Origin of the sequence: Flexivirga alba (assembly GCF_042661025.1) — a bacterium.
GTDB classification, from domain to species: Bacteria; Actinomycetota; Actinomycetes; order Actinomycetales; family Dermatophilaceae; genus Flexivirga; species Flexivirga alba.
In genome coordinates this window covers 39890-57336 of the sequence record NZ_JBHSWH010000002.1, presented here as the reverse complement: position 1 = coordinate 57336, position 17447 = coordinate 39890, and the positions used below count along the sequence as shown (strand labels likewise).

General features: G+C 65.9%; 15 protein-coding genes and 1 pseudogene. 8 read left to right on the top strand and 8 right to left on the bottom strand.

Features of this window, described 5'->3' with window-relative positions:
- Positions 1 to 5 precede the first annotated feature (5 nt).
- A complete protein-coding gene (locus ACFQDH_RS23835) occupies positions 6 to 287 on the bottom strand; it encodes a hypothetical protein (RefSeq protein ID WP_382404769.1) in 282 nt (93 codons plus the stop codon).
- Positions 280 to 1239 carry a mycothiol conjugate amidase Mca gene (gene mca / locus ACFQDH_RS23830; RefSeq protein WP_382404770.1) on the bottom strand — a complete coding sequence of 320 codons (960 nt, stop codon included), beginning with the start codon at positions 1237 to 1239 and terminating at the stop codon, positions 280 to 282. The genes ACFQDH_RS23835 and mca overlap by 8 nt, the downstream gene beginning before the upstream one ends.
- A 99-nt stretch (positions 1240 to 1338) precedes the next feature.
- Here mca and ACFQDH_RS23825 point away from each other — a divergent pair, with 99 nt between their 5' ends.
- Both ACFQDH_RS23825 and greA read left to right on the top strand, forming a co-directional pair.
- On the top strand, positions 1339 to 1701 hold the full coding sequence (locus ACFQDH_RS23825; protein WP_382404771.1) for a DUF4307 domain-containing protein: 363 nt from the start codon (positions 1339 to 1341) through the stop codon (positions 1699 to 1701).
- A 150-nt stretch (positions 1702 to 1851) separates the two neighbouring features.
- A complete protein-coding gene (gene greA, locus ACFQDH_RS23820) occupies positions 1852 to 2343 on the top strand; it encodes a transcription elongation factor GreA (protein WP_382397290.1) in 492 nt (163 codons plus the stop codon).
- An 81-nt stretch (positions 2344 to 2424) separates the two neighbouring features.
- Here the strand turns inward: greA and ACFQDH_RS23815 are convergent, their stop codons facing one another.
- The 3 genes from ACFQDH_RS23815 to ACFQDH_RS23805 all read right to left on the bottom strand — a co-directional run bounded on the left by ACFQDH_RS23815 (position 2425) and on the right by ACFQDH_RS23805 (position 5860).
- Positions 2425 to 3327 (bottom strand): ABC transporter permease, encoded by a 903-nt coding sequence (locus tag ACFQDH_RS23815; protein WP_382397292.1) that lies wholly within the window; start codon positions 3325 to 3327, stop codon positions 2425 to 2427.
- A 138-nt stretch (positions 3328 to 3465) separates the two neighbouring features.
- Positions 3466 to 4449: an ATP-binding cassette domain-containing protein gene (locus ACFQDH_RS23810; RefSeq protein ID WP_382397294.1), complete on the bottom strand. Its 984-nt coding sequence runs from the start codon at positions 4447 to 4449 to the stop codon at positions 3466 to 3468.
- Positions 4450 to 4684: 235 nt separating this feature from the next.
- On the bottom strand, positions 4685 to 5860 hold the full coding sequence (locus tag ACFQDH_RS23805; protein ID WP_382397296.1) for a cystathionine gamma-synthase: 1176 nt from the start codon (positions 5858 to 5860) through the stop codon (positions 4685 to 4687).
- Between the two features lie 42 nt (positions 5861 to 5902).
- Here ACFQDH_RS23805 and ACFQDH_RS23800 point away from each other — a divergent pair, with 42 nt between their 5' ends.
- Complete coding sequence (locus ACFQDH_RS23800) at positions 5903 to 7672, top strand: alpha-amylase family glycosyl hydrolase (protein WP_382397298.1); 1770 nt, start codon at positions 5903 to 5905, stop codon at positions 7670 to 7672.
- Between the two features lie 475 nt (positions 7673 to 8147).
- Here the strand turns inward: ACFQDH_RS23800 and glyS are convergent.
- A pseudogene (glyS, locus tag ACFQDH_RS23795) lies at positions 8148 to 10648 on the bottom strand (glycine--tRNA ligase subunit beta); the annotation flags it as partial.
- A 195-nt stretch (positions 10649 to 10843) separates the two neighbouring features.
- On the opposite strand from glyS, the gene ACFQDH_RS23790 reads away from it, so the two are divergent.
- The 5 genes from ACFQDH_RS23790 to msrA all read left to right on the top strand — a co-directional run bounded on the left by ACFQDH_RS23790 (position 10844) and on the right by msrA (position 15007).
- A complete protein-coding gene (locus ACFQDH_RS23790; protein ID WP_382397302.1) occupies positions 10844 to 11332 on the top strand; it encodes a hypothetical protein in 489 nt (162 codons plus the stop codon).
- Positions 11329 to 12477, top strand: coding sequence for a transaldolase (gene tal, locus ACFQDH_RS23785; protein WP_382404772.1), 1149 nt, complete (start codon positions 11329 to 11331; stop codon positions 12475 to 12477). Before ACFQDH_RS23790 ends, tal begins: the two co-directional genes overlap by 4 nt.
- Positions 12470 to 13705 (top strand): NAD(P)/FAD-dependent oxidoreductase, encoded by a 1236-nt coding sequence (locus tag ACFQDH_RS23780; RefSeq protein ID WP_382397304.1) that lies wholly within the window; start codon positions 12470 to 12472, stop codon positions 13703 to 13705. Before tal ends, ACFQDH_RS23780 begins: the two co-directional genes overlap by 8 nt.
- Positions 13706 to 13786: 81 nt before the next feature.
- Positions 13787 to 14260: a lamin tail domain-containing protein gene (locus tag ACFQDH_RS23775; protein WP_382397306.1), complete on the top strand. Its 474-nt coding sequence runs from the start codon at positions 13787 to 13789 to the stop codon at positions 14258 to 14260.
- Between the two features lie 39 nt (positions 14261 to 14299).
- Positions 14300 to 15007 (top strand): peptide-methionine (S)-S-oxide reductase MsrA, encoded by a 708-nt coding sequence (gene msrA, locus ACFQDH_RS23770; protein WP_382404773.1) that lies wholly within the window; start codon positions 14300 to 14302, stop codon positions 15005 to 15007.
- A 6-nt stretch (positions 15008 to 15013) separates the two neighbouring features.
- Here the strand turns inward: msrA and ACFQDH_RS23765 are convergent, their stop codons facing one another.
- Both ACFQDH_RS23765 and ACFQDH_RS23760 read right to left on the bottom strand, forming a co-directional pair.
- Positions 15014 to 15346: a protease inhibitor I42 family protein gene (locus ACFQDH_RS23765; RefSeq protein ID WP_382397310.1), complete on the bottom strand. Its 333-nt coding sequence runs from the start codon at positions 15344 to 15346 to the stop codon at positions 15014 to 15016.
- 3 nt (positions 15347 to 15349) lie between these two features.
- Positions 15350 to 17287: a C1 family peptidase gene (locus ACFQDH_RS23760; protein ID WP_382397312.1), complete on the bottom strand. Its 1938-nt coding sequence runs from the start codon at positions 17285 to 17287 to the stop codon at positions 15350 to 15352.
- Positions 17288 to 17447 lie beyond the last annotated feature (160 nt).

The window sequence follows — 17447 nt, the reverse complement described above, 5'->3', positions numbered from 1 at the left end:
CGGGCTCAGGTCTTTTCGGCTTGCCCGTCCGGCGCCTTCGTCGGCGCGTCCAGCTGCGTCTCCGTCGGTGGGTCTGAGGGCGTCTCCGTCGGTGCCGCGGTCTTCGGTTGCGCAGCGGGGATCCGTTGACGAACCGGGTGGTCGTGCTCCTCCTGCCACTGCGCCTTCCGGAGGTGGTTGTTCATGCTCCGAAAGAGCAGCCAGCACGCGATCGCCAGACCGAACAGCACGAGGAAACCCCAGATGCCGGCAGTGATCGTCACACTCTCGTTGCCACCGTCACCCATGGGTCGCCTCCTGCGCCACTCGCTGCTTCACATCGTCCACGATCGGCTCGCCGACTCCGCCGGTCGCCATCGCATCGGCAGCCCCCACGTCGGCCGGCAGCCCGGCGAACAGGTCGTCCTCATCCTCGGTGAGCGGCACGTAGGACCGCACCAGGTCGAATTCCTCGGTCGGCCAGATCCTTCCCTGATCGGCTGGTGAGAGAGCGAAGAAGGTGCCGTCCGGGTCGATCTGGGTCGCGTGCGCCAGCAGTGCCTGCTCGCGCACCGGGAAGTACTTCGAGCACTCGACGCGGGTGCTCACGCGGCCTTCCGGACGGTCCTGGCGGTGCGCCAGCCACTCCGCGTATGGCGACTCGCGCCCCTCCTCCAACAGCGCCTCGTGGAAGGCGACCATTTTCGCTTTGGAGAAGCCTCGGTCGTAGTAGAGCTTCAACGGCTGCCACGGGGCTCCGGCGTGCGGGAACGCCTCCGGGTCGGCGGCCGCTTCGAACGCCGCGACGGTCACGTCGTGGGTCATGATGTGGTCCGGGTGGGGATAGCCGCCGTTCTCGTCATACGTCGTGACGACGTGCGGACGGAACTCGCGGATCACTCGCACGAGCGCCTCCGTGGTGATCTCGGGCGGCTCCAGCGCAAAGCAACCCTCGGGCAGCGGCGGCAGCGGATCGCCTTCTGGCAGACCGGAATCCACGAAACCCAGCCAGGTCTGTTCGACGCCGAGGATCTCGCGTGCCTTCGCCATCTCGGCGCGCCGCACCTCGGGCAGGTCCCGCGCGATGTCCGCGTTGCCCTTCAGTCTTGGATTGAGGATGTCACCGCGTTCGCCGCCGGTGCAGGTGACGACCATGACGGGGTGACCTTCATCGACGTAGCGGGCCATCGTGGCCGACCCCTTGCTCGATTCGTCGTCGGGGTGGGCGTGCACTGCCATCAGGCGCAGGGCCTCAGTCACGTGCTGCACTCCTTGAAGTTGTGCTCAGGGGCGATCCGCTCAAGCCGCCGGAGGGGGCGACCGGGGATCGTCCGAGTTCGCAACCTATTGTCTCACCTCATGAAGATCCCCCGACCCGCACCCGAGGAACGCAAGTGGTGGGTCATCGGCATCATCGGTGTGCTGATCATGACGGCGGGCGCGGTGTGGTGGGGCATCTCCGCGACTCGCGGAGTCAGCTGGGAGAACGGCCCGTTCGACGTCAAGAACGACCGCAGTGTGCAGGTCACGTTCTACGTCACGAACCAGGACGGCAAACCGGTCACGTGTGTGCTGGAGGCACAGGACATCAGCCACGGCCGGGTCGGCGTGCTCACGGTGAAATTGCCCCCCAGCAATTTCCGCACCACGGAGTACACGCGCACCATCCCCACGGTTGCGAAGGCCGTGACCGGCATCGTCGACCAATGCGAGTACCGCTGAACAATTCGGGTCGCGGCACCGGCGGTGCTATGGTTGACAGCTATACCCAAGGTCTGGGACCAGCCTCCGAGCCACATGCCGGAGCGGCCCCGGACCTCATTGTTTGACCAACGGTTTGACAGGTCCATCGACCTAAGGAGAGATGTCGTTATGAGCACTGCTGAGACTTCAGCCAGCTTCCTGACCCAGGAAGCCTACGACCGCCTCAAGGCCGAACTCGACCATCTGTCCGGCGAAGGACGCACCGACATCGCCGACAAGATCGAAGAGGCTCGCCAGGAAGGTGACCTGAAGGAGAATGGCGGCTACCACGCCGCCAAGGAGGAGCAGGGCAAGATGGAGGCCCGCATCCGCCAGCTCGAGGAGTTGCTGCGCAATGCGGTCGTCGGCCACTCCAGCGCGACCGAGGGCACTGTGAGCCCTGGCATGGTCGTCACCGTCGAGATGTTCGGCGACAAGGAGAAGTTCCTCCTCGGCAGCCGGGAGATCGCCGGCGACTCCGCCCTGGACGTCTACAGCGAGAAGTCCCCGCTCGGCGCCGCGATCAACGGCGCCAAGGTCGGCGACAGCGTTTCCTACGATGCGCCCAACGGCAAGACGATCGGTGTCAAGGTGCTCGAGGCAACGCCCTACAGCAGCTGAGCTGTTTGGCTCTACTCCTCGCACGATGAGAGGGGCCGCCCGCGAAACAATTTCGCGGGCAGCCCCTCTTTTCTCCCCGAGCTACTTGGCGACAGCCTTCTTGTATGCCGCCGTCGCGAACGGCAGGAAGATCGCCAGCAGCACGACAGACCAGATCAGCGTGTAGAGGTCAGGGTGCTGCAGCGCCCAGGTGTATGCCGTCTGCTTGTCGATGTCTGCGTGGGTCTGTCCCGGCGCCTGCATCGAGTAGAGGTTGCCGAAATTCTGGCGGGCGGACTGGGTGATCGTCGAAACGGGATTCCAGCCGGCGATGGCCTTCAGAATCGAGGGCATGTTCTGCGAAGGAACGAAGGTGTTGGCGATGAACGTGACCGGGAAGATGACCATGAACGACGCGTTGTTGACGACCTCCGGCGAGCGCACCCGCATGCCGATGTAAGCGAACACCCACGACAGGGCGTAGGCGAAGAACAGCATCAGCGCATAGGCCCACAAGGCATGCAGCGGTCCGTTGTGCAGCCGCCAGCCGATCAGCAGCCCGGTCAGCGACATGACGACGAGCACGACGATGTTGTTGACCACGTCGGTCAGCGTCCGGCCGAAAAGGACCGCGCTGGGGTGCATCGGCAGCGTCCGGAAGCGATCGATCACGCCCTTCTGCATGTCCTCGGCCATCATGTAGCCGGTGATGGTCGCGCCAAAAATTATGGTCTGGGTGAAAATGCCGGCCATCATGAACTCGCGATAGCCGGACTGCACCGAAGCACCCGATCCGGCCAGCGAACCGAACACGTAACCGAAGAGCAGCACGAACATGATCGGCTGCAAGGTGGTGAAGATCAGCAGGTCCGGCACCCGTCGGATCTTGATCAAGTTTCGCTTGGCGACGGTCAGTCCATCACCGATCAGGGTGCCAGTGCGCGGCTCCTCTCGCGTGGCGGGCGATGCCGACACCGCGGTCTTCGCTTCCAGCGGCGGGTTCATGCCGATCCCCTCGTTCCTCGGGTGTCGGCATTCACCTTGAGCCCGTTTGGTCGCTCGCTGCGCTCGCTCATGCCGATCCCCTCGTTCCTCGGGTGTCGGCATTCACCTTGAGCCCGTTTGCTCGCTCGCTGCGCTCGCTCATGCCGGCTTCCCCACGAGCGCTTCGAGGTCGTCCTCGTCGGACTCTGCCTTGTGACCGGTCAGGCTGAGGAAGGCGTCATCGAGAGTGGGTCGACGAATCCCGATGTCCTGCACGGTGATCGAGCTCTCGTCGAAGCTGCGGACCGCTTGCAGGAGTGACTGCGTGCCGCCGGTGACCGGCACGATCAACCTGCGGGTGTGTGCGTCGGTCTCGACCGCCCCGGCACCGACCGTCGCCATGATCTCACCGGCCTCGGGCAGTCGCTCGCCGTCGGCAACGGTGACCTCGAGCCGCTCGCCGCCGACCTGTGCCTTGAGCTCGTCGGCGGTGCCTTCGGCGATGATCCGACCGCGGTCGATGACCACGATGTTGTCGGCCAGCCGGTCGGCCTCCTCGAGGTATTGGGTGGTCAGCAGAACCGAGGTGCCCTGGCCGACGAGGGTGTTGATTACGTCCCACATGTCGCCGCGACCCCGCGGGTCGAGCCCGGTAGTCGGCTCGTCGAGGAAGATCACCGGAGGCCGGGCGACCAACGCACCTGCGAGGTCGAGCCGGCGTCGCATGCCGCCGGAGTAGGTCTTGGCCGGTCGGCTCGCCGCCTCGTCGAGCCGGAACTGCCGCAGCAGCTCGGCCGCGCGCGCCTTGGCGTCCTTGGACGACAGGTGGTAGAGCCGCCCGATCATCTCGAGGTTCTCGCGGCCGGTGAGGTATTCGTCGACGGCCGCGTATTGGCCCGACACCCCGATCTGGCGCCGCACTGCCTGCGGGTCGCGCAGCACATCGGCACCCGCGACCGTCGCCGCGCCCGCGTCTGGGCGGATCAGCGTGGTGAGCATCCGCACGGTCGTCGTCTTGCCCGCACCATTGGGCCCGAGCACCCCCAGCACGCTGCCCTCAGGCACTCGCAGGCTCACGCCATCGACCGCCTTCACGTCCTTGTAATGCTTGACCAGCCCCTCGGCTGTGACCGCGTCGGTCATCTTGTCTCCCTCGTCCCAACTACCCGAAACAACGGTCTCACGGACCACTGACATCCGGCCGATCATTTAGTCGCGACATATCGCGAGTTCGAGACGACGATATATCGCGTTGTGCGTTGCGTCAACGCCATAGCCGTTCTGATCGAGCGGACCCGTAACGCACCGAGCGGACCCGCAAATCATGGCGATTGCGGGTCCGCTCGTTCAGGAAGGGGTCCTCTCGATCAGATGAGGGTCATCCGTCGAGGGCTTGCGCGAGGTCGGCGATCAGGTCGTCCGGGTCCTCGATGCCGACCGACAGCCGGATGAGGTCGTTCGGCACCTCGAGCTCCGTGCCGGCGACGCTGGCGTGCGTCATACGACCGGGGTGCTCGATGAGCGACTCGACGCCACCGAGCGACTCGCCCAGCGTCCAGATCTTGGTGCGACCGATCGCGTCAACGGCATGCTGCTCGCCGCCGTCGAGCTGGAAGCTGACCATGCCACCGAACCGGCGCATCTGCTTCGCCGCGATGTCGTGCCCCGGATGACTGTCCAGGCCCGGGTAGTAGATGTGCGTGACGTCCTTGCGGCCGCGCAAATATTCGACGACCTTCTCGGCGTTGTCGCAGTGTCGCTCCATGCGGACGGCGAGCGTCTTCAGGCCACGCAGCACGAGCCACGAGTCGAACGGCCCGGCGATCGCACCCATCGAGTTCTGGTGGAAGTCGACGCGCTCGGCAGCGTCCGAGAACTCTTTGACACCAATGTTTTCGGCCACCACGACCGCGCCACCAACGACGTCGCTGTGCCCACCGGAGTACTTCGTCGTCGAGTGCATGACGATGTCCGCACCGAGGCTGAGTGGCTGCTGCAGGTATGCCGACGCGAACGTGTTGTCAACCGCGAGCAGCGCGCCCGCCTCGTGGGCGATCTGGGCGATCGCCGCGATGTCGGCGATGCCGAGCAGTGGGTTGGTCGGCGTCTCCAGCCAGACCAGCTTTGTGACGCCCGGACGAATCTCACCGCGTATGGAGTCCGCCTGCGACACCTTCGCCAGGCTGTAGTCGACGCCCCACACCTTCTGCACCTTGTCGACGAGACGGAACGTGCCGCCATACGCGTCGGTGGGAATGATCATGTGCTCGCCCGGTCGCAGGATCGCGCGCATGACGCAGTCCTCGGCGGCCAGGCCGGACGAGAACGCGAATCCCTTTGCCCCGCCTTCCAATGCGGCGATGCACTCCTCCAACGCGGTGCGCGTGGGGTTGCCCGAACGGGAGTATTCGTAGCCGTCCCGCAGTCCGCCGACACCGTCCTGCTTGTAGGTGGAGGTCTGGTAAATCGCGGGAACGACGGCGCCGGTGCGGGGATCGGGCTCTTGCCCGGCATGGATGGCGCGTGTGGAGAAGCCGTGCTGATCATTCGTCATGATCCAACCCTACGGTCACGTCGATCTGGCATCGTGACGGTCATGACGAGTGATGTCGACTTCCGTGGGCTCGGTGCCCACCCGCACGATGGAGGAACCCGATTCGGAGTGTGGGCTCCGCACGCCGAGTCTGTCTCCGTGGTCGGTGACTTCAACGACTGGAACGACGCAACGAGTCCGCTCACCCGTGACGGTGATGTTTGGAGTGCAGACGTCGCCGACGCGGCACCTGGGCACGAGTACAAGTTCGCGATCAGCAGTGGCGGCAAGATGTCCCAACGGATCGACCCCTACGCACGCCAGTGCACGAACTCGGTCGGCAACGGGATCATCTATGCCGACAGCACCTTCGAGTGGGGCGACGACAGCTTCCGGTGCCCACCGATGAATGAGCTCGTGATCTACGAGACGCATGTCGGATCGTTCGTCACCGACGGCCAGGGCGTCGGCCGACTCGGCGAGGTTGCCACGAAGCTCGATTACCTGAAGTCGTTGGGCATCAACGCGATTCAGCTGATGCCCCTGATGGAGTTCGCAGGCGACTATTCATGGGGGTACAACCCCGCTCACGTGTTCGCGGTCGAGTCAGCGTATGGCGGGCCCGACGCACTCAAGCGACTCGTCAAGGCCGCCCACGAGCACGGGATCGCCGTGATCATCGACGTGGTCTACAACCACTTCGGCCCCTCCGACCTCGACATGTGGCAGTTCGACGGCTGGAGCGAGAACGACAAGGGCGGCATCTACTTCTTCGAGGACTGGCGGTCGACGACACCGTGGGGCGACACCCGACCGGACTACGGCCGTCATGAGGTGCGCCAGTTCATCGCCGACAACGCGCGCATGTGGCTGGCCAACTACCACGCCGACGGCTTGCGGTGGGACATGACGCCATACATCCGCAGTGTCGACGCGACCGTGGAGAACATCCCCGAAGGACGCGTCATGTGCCGCGAGATCAACGACGAGATCCGCCGCGACTTCCCCGACTGCGTCTCCATCGCGGAGGACCTGCACGGCGATCCGACGGTGACCTCCATCGCGGAGGGCGGTGCCGGGTTCCACTCGCAATGGGACAACCACTTCGTCCATCCGATACGGGACGCGATCATCCCCGCAGATGATGCCGCACGCTCGATGGCGTCGGTCGCCGACGCCGTCACCTGGTCGTATGGCGACGCGTTCGACCGCGTCATTTACACGGAGTCCCACGACGAAGTCGCCAACGGACATGCCCGCGTGCCCCAGGAGGCCGACCCGAACGATCCCACCAGCGCACGAGCCCAGAAGGCATCGGTTCTGGGCGCAGCGCTCACCCTCACTTCACCGGGGATCCCGATGCTCTTCATGGGCCAGGAGTTCCTGCAGGACGAGTGGTTCCGTGACAACGTGCCTCTCGACTGGTCCGGCCTGGGCGAGTTCCACGGCATCGCGGTGCTTCACCAGGACCTGATCCGGCTCCGCCGCAACGCGGACAACACGACGCGCGGGTTGTCCGGCCAGCACGTCGCGGTGCTCGACGCCGACGAGGCCGCCAAGGTGATCGCGTACCACCGATGGATGGACGGCGGGCCAGGTGACGACGTCACGGTCGTGGTCAATCTGAGTGGCGCCACGCACGAGAACGTCGGCGTGCAGTTCCCATCCGCCGGGCGTTGGAAACTTGTCCTCAACACCGACGCCACGGTCTACAGCAGCAGCTTCACCGGCACATGGGTCGGTGATGCCGACGCGCAGGATCACGGCGGTGCGGCGATCGCCCAGGTGACGTTGCCGCCATACACCGCGCTCATCTTCGCCCGCACCGAGTAGGCGCTCGGGCTCAGCCGAGGGCGGAGTTCAACGCCCGCCAGTCGATGCCGCGCGGCGCCCGCTCGACGATCGTCTGCACCAGGCCGAGCCGGGAGGCGCGCAGCACTTCATCGTCCGCCATCAGCATGACGTCGTCGAAGAACTTCGCCAGCGGCGCAACCAACGGCAACGCATCCGGGATCCATTGCCGCAGAGCGTCGTTCGCGTGATTGGGCAGCTCATCGACATACGTGACGAGCGCCTTCTCGGCATCACCGGCCAACAGCGCCCGGTCGTATGACGCAGCCGTGCCGACCGGCACGATGCGGGTGATGCGCTGCACCGCCTCGACCAGGGCCTCGAAGCGGTCGTCCTTGCGCGCTGCGTCGATGTCGGCGAGTGCCTGCGTGGCAACACCAGGGGCCTCGGCCAACGGCGTGACCGCGGAAACCAGGCCGACCGGCACACCTTCGTCGCGCAACTGCTGCGCAAAGCGACCGACGATGAATTCCTTTGCTGCTGCGATGGATTCGTCGGAAACTTCGATGCCCTGCTGCCGCAATCGAGTCGCCGCAGCCGAAAGGCCGGCGTCGACGGTGATGGCACCGAGCTCGCGGTGACCACGCAGGATGGAGACCAAGCCGAGTGCCGCGCGACGCAACGCGAAGGGATCCGACGAGCCAGATGGCTTGGCGCCGATGGCGAACATCGCAGCGAGCAGGTCGAAGCGGTCGGCGAGCGCCAGCACTGCGCCGGGCAACGACTCGGGCAGCGCGTCGCCGGCCGAGCGGGGCAGCTCCATCTCCCAGAGGGCCTGTGCGACTTGCGGGGTCTCCCCGCCTTGGTCGCGTAGTCCCTGGCCATGAAGCCGGCCAGCGACGACAGCTCGATCACCATCTGCGACGACAGGTCGAACTTCGCCAGCTCACCGGCACGGGCGAGGGTCTTCTCGTCTTCGGCGGAAAGCTCTAGCTGTGAGGCGATTTCGCGCGCAACGTCATTGATCCGGTCGGCGCGGTCGGCCACCGAGCCGAGGCGGTTCTCGAAGGTCAGCTTGCCGATGCCCGACCGCAGGTCGGCCAGCGGCTGCTTCAGGTCCGCGTCATAGAAGAACGCCGCATCCTCGTAGCGCGCCCGCAGCACGGTCTCGTTGCCGAGCTTGACCAGCTCGTCGTCGCAATCACCGTTGGCAACCGTGACGAAGTAGGGCAACAATGCGCCACTGGAATCCCGCACCGGCAGGTAGCGCTGGTGCTTGCGCATCACCGTCGTCAGGATCTGCTCCGGCAGCTCGAGGTGCTTCTCGCTGTAACCACCGAGTATGGCGTGTGGCTGCTCGACGAGGTTGGTGATCTCGTCGACCAGCGCCGACTCACCCTCGAAATCGATTGTCCCGCCGACGCATTCGGCGAGCGCACGCGACTGGTCGATGACCTGCTGGCGACGCGCCGCCGGGTCGATGACCAGCCCATGTGTCTCCAGTACGTTGCGCAACTGGTCGGCGGAATCGACCCGGACCAGCGGCGTCGCATCGGTGCGATGCACGTAGGTGGTGCGACCCGAGGTCAGCTCGGACGCGTGCACCGGCACGACCACGTTGCCCCACAGCGCAACGATCCAACGGACCGGACGGCTGTAGGACAGTTGCGGGTCGTCCCAGCGCATGTTCTTGTCGGCGCGCAGTGCGTCGACGATGCCGCCGATGATCTCGCCGGCCACGGCCAGCACATCGCGGCCCTGTTCGGTGATTTTCACCGCGACGTGCTCGGCACCGTCGAATTCAGCACGCACCAACTCGCTCGGGTCGACCTTCTGTCCACGCGCGAATCCCTGTGCGGCCTTTGTGGGTTCGCCGTTCTCGTCATACGCAGCGGCAACCTTGGGTCCCTTGCGCAAGCTCTCTGCGTCGGGCTCGTGCGCGGCCAGGCCGGCGACGGTCGCGACGATGCGTCGCGGGGTGCCGACGACGTCGATGGCGCCGTGCGTCAGCCGGCTCGCGCCGAAGCGCTCGGTGAGCGACGTGCGGACGAAATCGATGGCTTGATCGACCACGTGCGGCGGCAACTCCTCGACACCGATCTCGACGGCCAGCGTCTGGTCGTCGGTCGGCAACGCGGCCAGGTCGACGTCCTCCGGGTCGTCCGCGGGATGCCGCACGGCAGCACCGGCCAGCACCTTGGGTGCCTCGGTCTTGAGCAGCGGGAAGTCCAGCTCCTTGCGGCGCTCGACCCACAGCTGCGACACGTCCCGCGCCAGCCCGCGCATGGTGGAGAACGCCTTGGCCCGCTCGGTGGTGGAGATGGCTCCGCGCGCGTCGAGCACGTTGAACGCGTGCGACGACTTCAGCACATAGCTGTATGCCGGGACGGGCAGCCGCTGCTCGATCATCCGGGTCGCCTCGGCCACGTAGCGGTCGAAGAACTCCTGGTTGACCGCGACATCGGCGTCGTCCAGGTAGTAGCGCGACATCTCGTACTCCTGCTGGCCGAAGGCCTCGCCATACGTGATGCCAGGTGCGTATTGCATGTCCTTGAAGTGCGAGACACCCTGCTGCGCCATCATGATGCGCTCGATGCCGTAGGTCAGCTCGACGGGGATCGGGTCGAGGTTCTGCCCGCCCACCTGCTGGAAGTAGGTGAACTGGGTGATCTCCATGCCGTCCAGCCAGACCTCCCAGCCGAGACCCCATGCGCCGATCGCCGGCTGCGCCCAGTTGTCCTCGACGAAGCGGATGTCGTGCGCGTGGATGTCGATGTCGAGCGCCTCGAGCGACTCGAGGTAGAGCTCCTGCGGGTTGCCCGGCTCCGGCTTGAGGACGACCTGGAACTGCGTGTGGGTCTGCAGGCGGTTGGGGTTCTCGCCATACCGGCTGTCGTCGGGACGAACCGACGGCTCGACGTAGGCGACCCGCCACGGCTCCGGCCCGAGCACCCGCATCAGGGTGGCGGGGTTCATGGTTCCCGCTCCGACCTCGGTGTTGTTGGGCTGCACGACCATGCAGCCGCGGTCGGTCCAGAACTTCTGGAGGCGGATGAGGGCATCTTGCACGGTCAGCACCGGGACAGGTTACCGAGCGCGGGGCGATCCACTCACGTCACGGCCAAATTTCTATAAACAAGTTTGATTGACAAAAGGGAGAACCAGGAGCAGTCTTCTAAAAGAAGCACATTTGCACGATAGAAGGGAACCGTCATGAACACCTCAACCGCTCCGTCCGACAGATCAGGGGTCCGATCGTCAGTCTTGGACCGCGCACGTCGGGAGCCCGCGTATGCCGCGTTCTGGATCCTGCGGATCGGGTTCGTGGTCCTGCCGCTGTGGATGGGCCTGGACAAGTTCATGAAGGTGCTCAACCCGGACTGGCCCGGCTACCTGGCCTCCTGGATCGTGGACCTACTGCCGTTCTCGGCCCAGACCGCGATGTATGTCGTCGGCGCGATCGAGATCCTCGCGGGCATCATGGTGGCGCTCAAGCCGCGGTATGCCACCTATGTCGTCGCGCTCTGGCTGGCCGGCATCATCATCAATCTGCTGACCTTCTCCGGCTTCTACGACATCGCATTGCGTGACTTCGGTCTGCTGCTCGCCGCGCTGGTATTGGCTCTGTTGGCGTCCGTCTACGACCGGCCGCTTGCCCGTCATACGCAGGTCACGGCGACGACACGGCAGACCGTTCGATGAGCTTGCCGAACACCGATCCCGAGCCGCTCGTCGCGCTCACGGAGGCAGGCGTGTCCATCTGGCTGGACGACCTGAGCCGCGACCTGCTGGCCTCGGGTGGGCTCGCCGACTTCGTCCGCGACCAGCAGGTCAGCGGAGTCACCACCAATCCGTCGATCTTCGCCGCGGCCATCGGCCGCGGCGCGGCATACGGCGAACAGCTCGCCGAGCTCGCGACGGCGGATGCCACGGCGAGCCAGGCATTGCGCGCGATGACCACTCGCGACGTGCAGTTGGCGTGCGACGTGTTGCGACCTGTCTTCGACGCGACCGACGGGGTCGACGGGCGGGTGTCGATCGAAGTCGACCCGCGGCTGGCGGACGACACCGACGCGACGATCGCGGAGGCGCGCGAGTTGTGGCAACAGGTGGACCGGCCGAACCTGTTCGTCAAGATCCCGGCCGCGTTGCGGAGCCTGCCTGCAATCACCCGCTGCCTGGCCGAGGGCATCAGCATCAACATCACGCTGATCTTCTCGCTGCAGCGTTATCAGCAGGTCATTGATGCATTCCTGGACGGGATGGAGCAGGCGCAGCGAGCCGGTCGCGACCTGCACGTGATCACCTCCGTGGCGTCCTTCTTCGTCTCCCGGATGGACGCCGAGATCGACGCCCGGCTGGACGCTCTCGGGGATGGGCGCGCACCGGAGCTGCGCGGCCGGGCGGCGATCGCCAACGCCCGTCTCGCCTACCAGCGCTACGAAGAGATGCTGCAGTCTGCTCGATGGGCCGCGCTCGCAGCGGCGGGCGCCCGGCCCCAACGGCCGCTGTGGGCATCCACGTCGACCAAGGACCCGGCATACGACGACACGAGGTATGTCGTCGAGCTCGTCGCGCCGGACACCGTCAACACCATGCCCGAGTCGACGTTGCAAGCGGTCGCTGACCACGGAAGGGTCCCGAAGGACTCGATCCGCGGCACGTACCGGGACGCCCAGCAGACGCTGGAGCAGCTGTCCGCGATCGGCATCGACTACGACGACGTCGTCTCCACTCTCGAGGCCCGTGGTGTGGCGAAATTCCAGGACGCATGGAGCGCGCTGCAGGGCCAGATCGACACCGCCCTGACCGACCTACGCAACCAAGGACGTGTGGACCATGCCTGACCCCGAGAAGTTCGTCGTCGTCGGTGGCGGACTCGCCGGCGCCAAGACCGTCGAGGCACTGCGCAAGCGCGGCTTCACCGGTGAAATCACCCTGTTTGCAGCCGAATCCGAGCTTCCCTACGAACGGCCGCCGCTGTCCAAGGGCTACCTCGGCGATGCCGGCACGTTCGACAAAGCCGTCCTGCACCCACGCAGTTGGTATGACGACGAGCGGATCGACCTGCAGCTGGGCACCCGAGTCACCGCGATCGACCCTGCACGGCACGAGGTGCGCACTGAGGGCGGGGACGTCGCCGGCTACGACAAGCTCGTGCTCGCGACCGGGTCCACCCCGCGGTTGTTGCCGCTGCCGGGTGCCGACGCGCAGCGGGTGTTGACCTTGCGCACCAGGCAGGACGCCGACGTCATCCGCGAATCCTTCGGCGCAGGAAGGCAACTCGTCATCATCGGCGGCGGCTGGATCGGTTTGGAAGTGGCTGCGGCTGCACGGACGGCCGACACCCAGGTCACCGTGCTGGAAGCGGCCGAGCTGCCTCTCCTGGCCGTGCTCGGCCCGGAGCTGGGTGCGGTCTTTGCCGGGCTGCACCGGGAGCACGGAGTCGACCTCCGGCTCGGTGTCAGCGTCACCGCCATACAGACTCAGGACGGCGCTGCAGTCGGCGTGAGCCTGGCGGACGGCAGCATCGTGCCGGCCGACGCAGTGCTCATCGGTGTCGGCGCAGCGCCAAACGTCGAGTTGGCGAAGGACGCCGGTCTGGCCGTTGACGGTGGCGTGCTCGTCGATGCCTCGCTGCGCACCAGCGACCCCGACATCTATGCGGTGGGAGACATCGCAGCACACGACCACCCGTTCCTGCGCTGTCGCATCCGGGTCGAACACTGGGCGACAGCGTTGCACCAACCGACCGCGGTAGCTGCGTCAATGCTCGGTGAGACAACGGAATTCACCGATCTTCCATACTTCTTCAGCGACCAGTACGACCTCGGCATGGAGTACGTCGGACACCCGTCACCGCAGGACCGCCTCGTCGTGCGTGGCGATCTGCCCAGGCGCGAATTCATCGCGTTCTGGATGGACGGCGACGACCACCTGACCGCAGCGATGAACGTCAACGTCTGGGACGTCATCGACGAGATCAAGCCGCTGCTAACAAGTCGCGTCCGGGTCGACCCCGCACGACTTGCCAATGTAGACGTACCGCTGTCGTCGTTTCTGCCGAATCGCTGAGCATCGGCCGACGGGTTCCTTTACTCTTTCTTTACCCGGCGAGCGCGCCGTAGAACCCTCCTCGCCGAAAGATCGATCCTCATGCGTCGTCTTGCACCCACCGTTGTCGCCGTTTCCGTTGCCGTGGGACTGACGGTGCCCCTTGCGGCACCGGCCCACGCAGCCACCACGCTGAAATTTGCCCGCTTCTACGCCGACCAGCCCGGGTCGGACACGCCGTACACGACGACGCGGCTCAACCGGGAGTACATCCAGGTCAAGAACATCACCCGGGCGACGCTCAGCTTGAACGGCTACCTGATCCACGACCGGAAGAACTACCACGTCTACCGCTTCCCGAAGACCTTCCGTCTCGGCGCGGGCAAGACGGTCACGGTGCACACCGGGAGGGGCACCAACACCTCCGCCAACCTCTACTGGGGACTGCGCTCGATGGCGTGGAACAACACCGGCGATACCGCATACCTGATGAAGGGTTCGACGAAGATCACCAGCTGCACCTACACGCCGATCAGGGCGCAGCTTGCCGCGAAGACCGGCTACAAGAACTGCTGACCCGGGAAGGCTTCCGCTCACCTTTTCGTTGTGGTGAGCATGAGTTTCCTCTTCGGCCGTAAGACGTCCATGGTGTCCCCCGACGAAGCGCTGCCCGGTCGCCAGGCGCAGCTGCCCGGCATACCCGAGAAGCACGAAGTGCTCGGCAGCCCGTTGCAGGGACCGTGGCCCGACGGCACTCAATTGCTGTATGTCGCAATGGGTTGTTTCTGGGGCACGGAGCGGATCTTCTGGCAGCAGCCGGGCGTCGTGTCGACGGCGGCCGGTTACATGGGCGGCTACACGCCCAACCCGACCTACGAAGAGACCTGCACCGGGCGCACTGGACACACCGAGGCGGTGCTGGTCGCCTACGACCCGGCGAAGACCTCGCCGGAACTGCTGCTCAAGGCGTTCTGGGAGAACCACGACTCGACCACTGCAAATCAGCAGGGCAACGACCTCGGCACCCAGTACCGCTCAGCGATTTATTGGACGACGCCGGAGCAGGAACAGGCCGCGATCGCGACGCGAGATGCGTTCCAAAAAGTGTTGCACGACAACGGTTTCGGTGAGATCAGCACCGAGATCCGGCCTGCAGCCGAAGCGGGGCCGTTCTTCTACGCCGAGGACTACCACCAGCAGTACCTGCACAAGAACCCGGCTGGCTATTGCAATCACGGCCCGAACGGCATGACCTGTCCTGTCGGCATACTCCGCCAGGACCAGCTGCCCAGCCAGGAGTCGGTGCTGCGCGCGCAGGAGTAACGCGGTCTAATCGACCACGACGACGGTGATGCGTCGTCGCTGCAGTGCAGCGTCCGGCGCCTCCCACGGTCGAGCCTGCACCAGCTCGACCGTGGTCGTCCCGATGCGTAGGCCGGTGAGCGTCACCGTCTCCGGTGCGCTCACCCCCGGTGCCGCTTGCGAACCGCCACTGCCCTCGAGTCCGCGATGCCACTGTGCCTCAACGACATCCGAGCCGGCCAGCGACTCCCACCGATAACCGGCGGTCCCGAGGCCGGGCAGGCGAAGCGCCATCGACTGCCCGACCCGCAGGATCAGTTGCTCCGGGACGTCCACGTCCCCCTCCTCGCGGCTGGCCATCGGTCAGGTCACCTGGAACCAGCCGGCCCACCCGCTCGACCCGTCCCACCAGGTGCTGTAGACCAGGCCGTCGGTGCCGGTGGTGAAGACGTCGATGTGGTTCTGCGTGCGCGAGATGCTCGCGACCTGACCACCCCTCGTGCTCACCCCGCCGGACACGTTGAACCAGTTCGCCCAGCCACTCGAGCCGTCCCACCAGGTGCTGTAGACGCGGTTGTCGGTGCCGACCACGAACAGGTCCAGATGCGTTGCGTAGCGAGCGAGAACCGTGACATCGGAGCCCGGTGAGGCGACACCGCCGCTGACCTGGAACCAACTGTTCGCCCAACCGCCCTGGTCGTTCCACCAGGTCGACATGATCCGGCCCGAGGTGTCCGTCGTGAACAGGTCGAGGTTCCCCGTGGCCCGAGAAACCACCGAGACCCGGGCGCCCGCGCCGCAGGTGACACCCGGCAACGCGAACCAGTTCGACCACCCGGACGATGCGTCCCACCAGCACGAATAGACCCGGTTGTCGGTGCCGACGGTGAAAACGTCGAGGTGATTGGTGAATCGGGAGACCGCGGTGACCGGCGAACCGGCCGCCGCGACGCCCCCTGCGAGCTGGAACCAGCCGTTCGCCCAACCGGACGAGGCATCCCACCACGTCGACATCGTCTTTCCCGAGCTGTCGGTGGTGAACAGATCGAGGTGATCCTTGAAGCGACTGACCACCTCGACACTCGAGCCTGGTCGCGCGGTGAGGCCTGGAATAACGAACCAGGAAGCCCACCCGGACGACGCGTCCCACCAGCACGAGTAGACCCGGTTGTCGGTGCCGACCGTGAACAGGTCGAGGTGATCTGGGAACCGCGACACCGACGTCACCGGCGACCCTTCTCCGCCCGGCGATGCGACTCCGCCGCCGACCCAGAACCAGCGTCCCCAACCGGACGAGCCGTCCCACCAGGTGCTGACCGTCTTGCCGTCCGGCGCGACTGCGAACACGTCGAGGTGTTGCGGGTAGCGCGCCACGACGCTCATCGGCGTTGTCGCCTTACCGGACTGGGTGAGCGGGATCAGCGGAGACGTGATCGTTCCGTCGATGCCCCACATCTCCGCATCGATCCCGGCGCTGCCATAGGCGATGCGGAAGAAGCCTTGCTCGCCCCAGCCGGTCCCCCAGGAATTCTTCGCGATCCAGCAGCCATGCGCGTCGTCATACCCGACGATGCACACGCAGTGCCCGCCGATCACGTTGCCGCTCGTCGACGCGTTGTAGGTGTAGACCCCGCCGGCGTAGTGGTAGTAGAAGTCCTCGTAGACGGTGAAGCAGGTGGTCATCGGCCCGGTGGAGGCGATGAACTGCTTCATGGCGGTGATCGAGTTGCAAGTGGTGCTCGACGTGAACTTCGTCAGCCTCGTCTGCCAATCGGGGCAGAGGTTGCACGCCTGATTGGCCGCCGTGTAGGGGAAGCAGGTCGCGTCGACGATGCCGTCCGCCATACAGGCGTAGGCCTGGTCCGGCCACCAGCCGCCGCCCGGGCACGCTCCGGCGCCGTGCTGCGGGCCGTAGCAGAAGAACAGTTGCGCCTCGGACAGATCGACGGTCAAGCCCGGGTTGTGTGCCCGGATGCGGACCATCGACTCCAGTGCCGCGATCGCGCCGAACGCGACACATGAACCGCAGCCGCCCTGGTCCTCGATCGGGGTGACGTAATTGCCACCGCTCGTCCGCCAGTCGAACGTTGCCGGCACGCCGGCCGGCGCCCCCGCGACCCGTGGCCGCGCAGCCGCGGTGGCTTGCCGCTCTTCGAGCGAAGCAACTCCTGCCGGCGGCACCGCACCCAGGCGGGACTGCGCCTGCAACAACGAATGTCCGGAGTTCGCGGTGACCCCCGGTGTCCACGGCAACTCGAGCTCGCGGACGCGTGCCTGCAACTGGGAAAGCTCAATGGCCATCGCCGGCCTCCTGATTCTGGCTGTCGCAACAGCGGATCGGCGGCGCGCGGATGCGAGCTGCCGCGAGAGCCGGCCGGTTGCTGGCTGAGCCCACGGATCGACCTCTCACTGACAGGAGGGCCGTATGGCGCGACCTGATACGCGTTGCGCGCTCCACTCA

Bases quoted from the DNA above. Each gene is read 5' to 3' on its own strand.
- tal (WP_382404772.1), top strand. From the start codon at position 11,329: ATGAGCTTGCCGAACACCGATCCCGAGCCGCTCGTCGCGCTCACGGAG.
- ACFQDH_RS23805 (WP_382397296.1), bottom strand. From the start codon at position 5,860: ATGACGAATGATCAGCACGGCTTCTCCACACGCGCCATCCATGCCGGG.
- ACFQDH_RS23810 (WP_382397294.1), bottom strand. From the start codon at position 4,449: ATGACCGACGCGGTCACAGCCGAGGGGCTGGTCAAGCATTACAAGGAC.
- ACFQDH_RS23790 (WP_382397302.1), top strand. From the start codon at position 10,844: ATGAACACCTCAACCGCTCCGTCCGACAGATCAGGGGTCCGATCGTCA.
- ACFQDH_RS23815 (WP_382397292.1), bottom strand. From the start codon at position 3,327: ATGAACCCGCCGCTGGAAGCGAAGACCGCGGTGTCGGCATCGCCCGCC.
- ACFQDH_RS23760 (WP_382397312.1), bottom strand. From the start codon at position 17,287: ATGGCCATTGAGCTTTCCCAGTTGCAGGCACGCGTCCGCGAGCTCGAG.
- greA (WP_382397290.1), top strand. From the start codon at position 1,852: ATGAGCACTGCTGAGACTTCAGCCAGCTTCCTGACCCAGGAAGCCTAC.
- ACFQDH_RS23775 (WP_382397306.1), top strand. From the start codon at position 13,787: ATGCGTCGTCTTGCACCCACCGTTGTCGCCGTTTCCGTTGCCGTGGGA.
- msrA (WP_382404773.1), top strand. From the start codon at position 14,300: ATGAGTTTCCTCTTCGGCCGTAAGACGTCCATGGTGTCCCCCGACGAA.
- ACFQDH_RS23765 (WP_382397310.1), bottom strand. From the start codon at position 15,346: ATGGCCAGCCGCGAGGAGGGGGACGTGGACGTCCCGGAGCAACTGATC.
- ACFQDH_RS23800 (WP_382397298.1), top strand. From the start codon at position 5,903: ATGACGAGTGATGTCGACTTCCGTGGGCTCGGTGCCCACCCGCACGAT.
- ACFQDH_RS23780 (WP_382397304.1), top strand. From the start codon at position 12,470: ATGCCTGACCCCGAGAAGTTCGTCGTCGTCGGTGGCGGACTCGCCGGC.
- ACFQDH_RS23825 (WP_382404771.1), top strand. From the start codon at position 1,339: ATGAAGATCCCCCGACCCGCACCCGAGGAACGCAAGTGGTGGGTCATC.
- ACFQDH_RS23835 (WP_382404769.1), bottom strand. From the start codon at position 287: ATGGGTGACGGTGGCAACGAGAGTGTGACGATCACTGCCGGCATCTGG.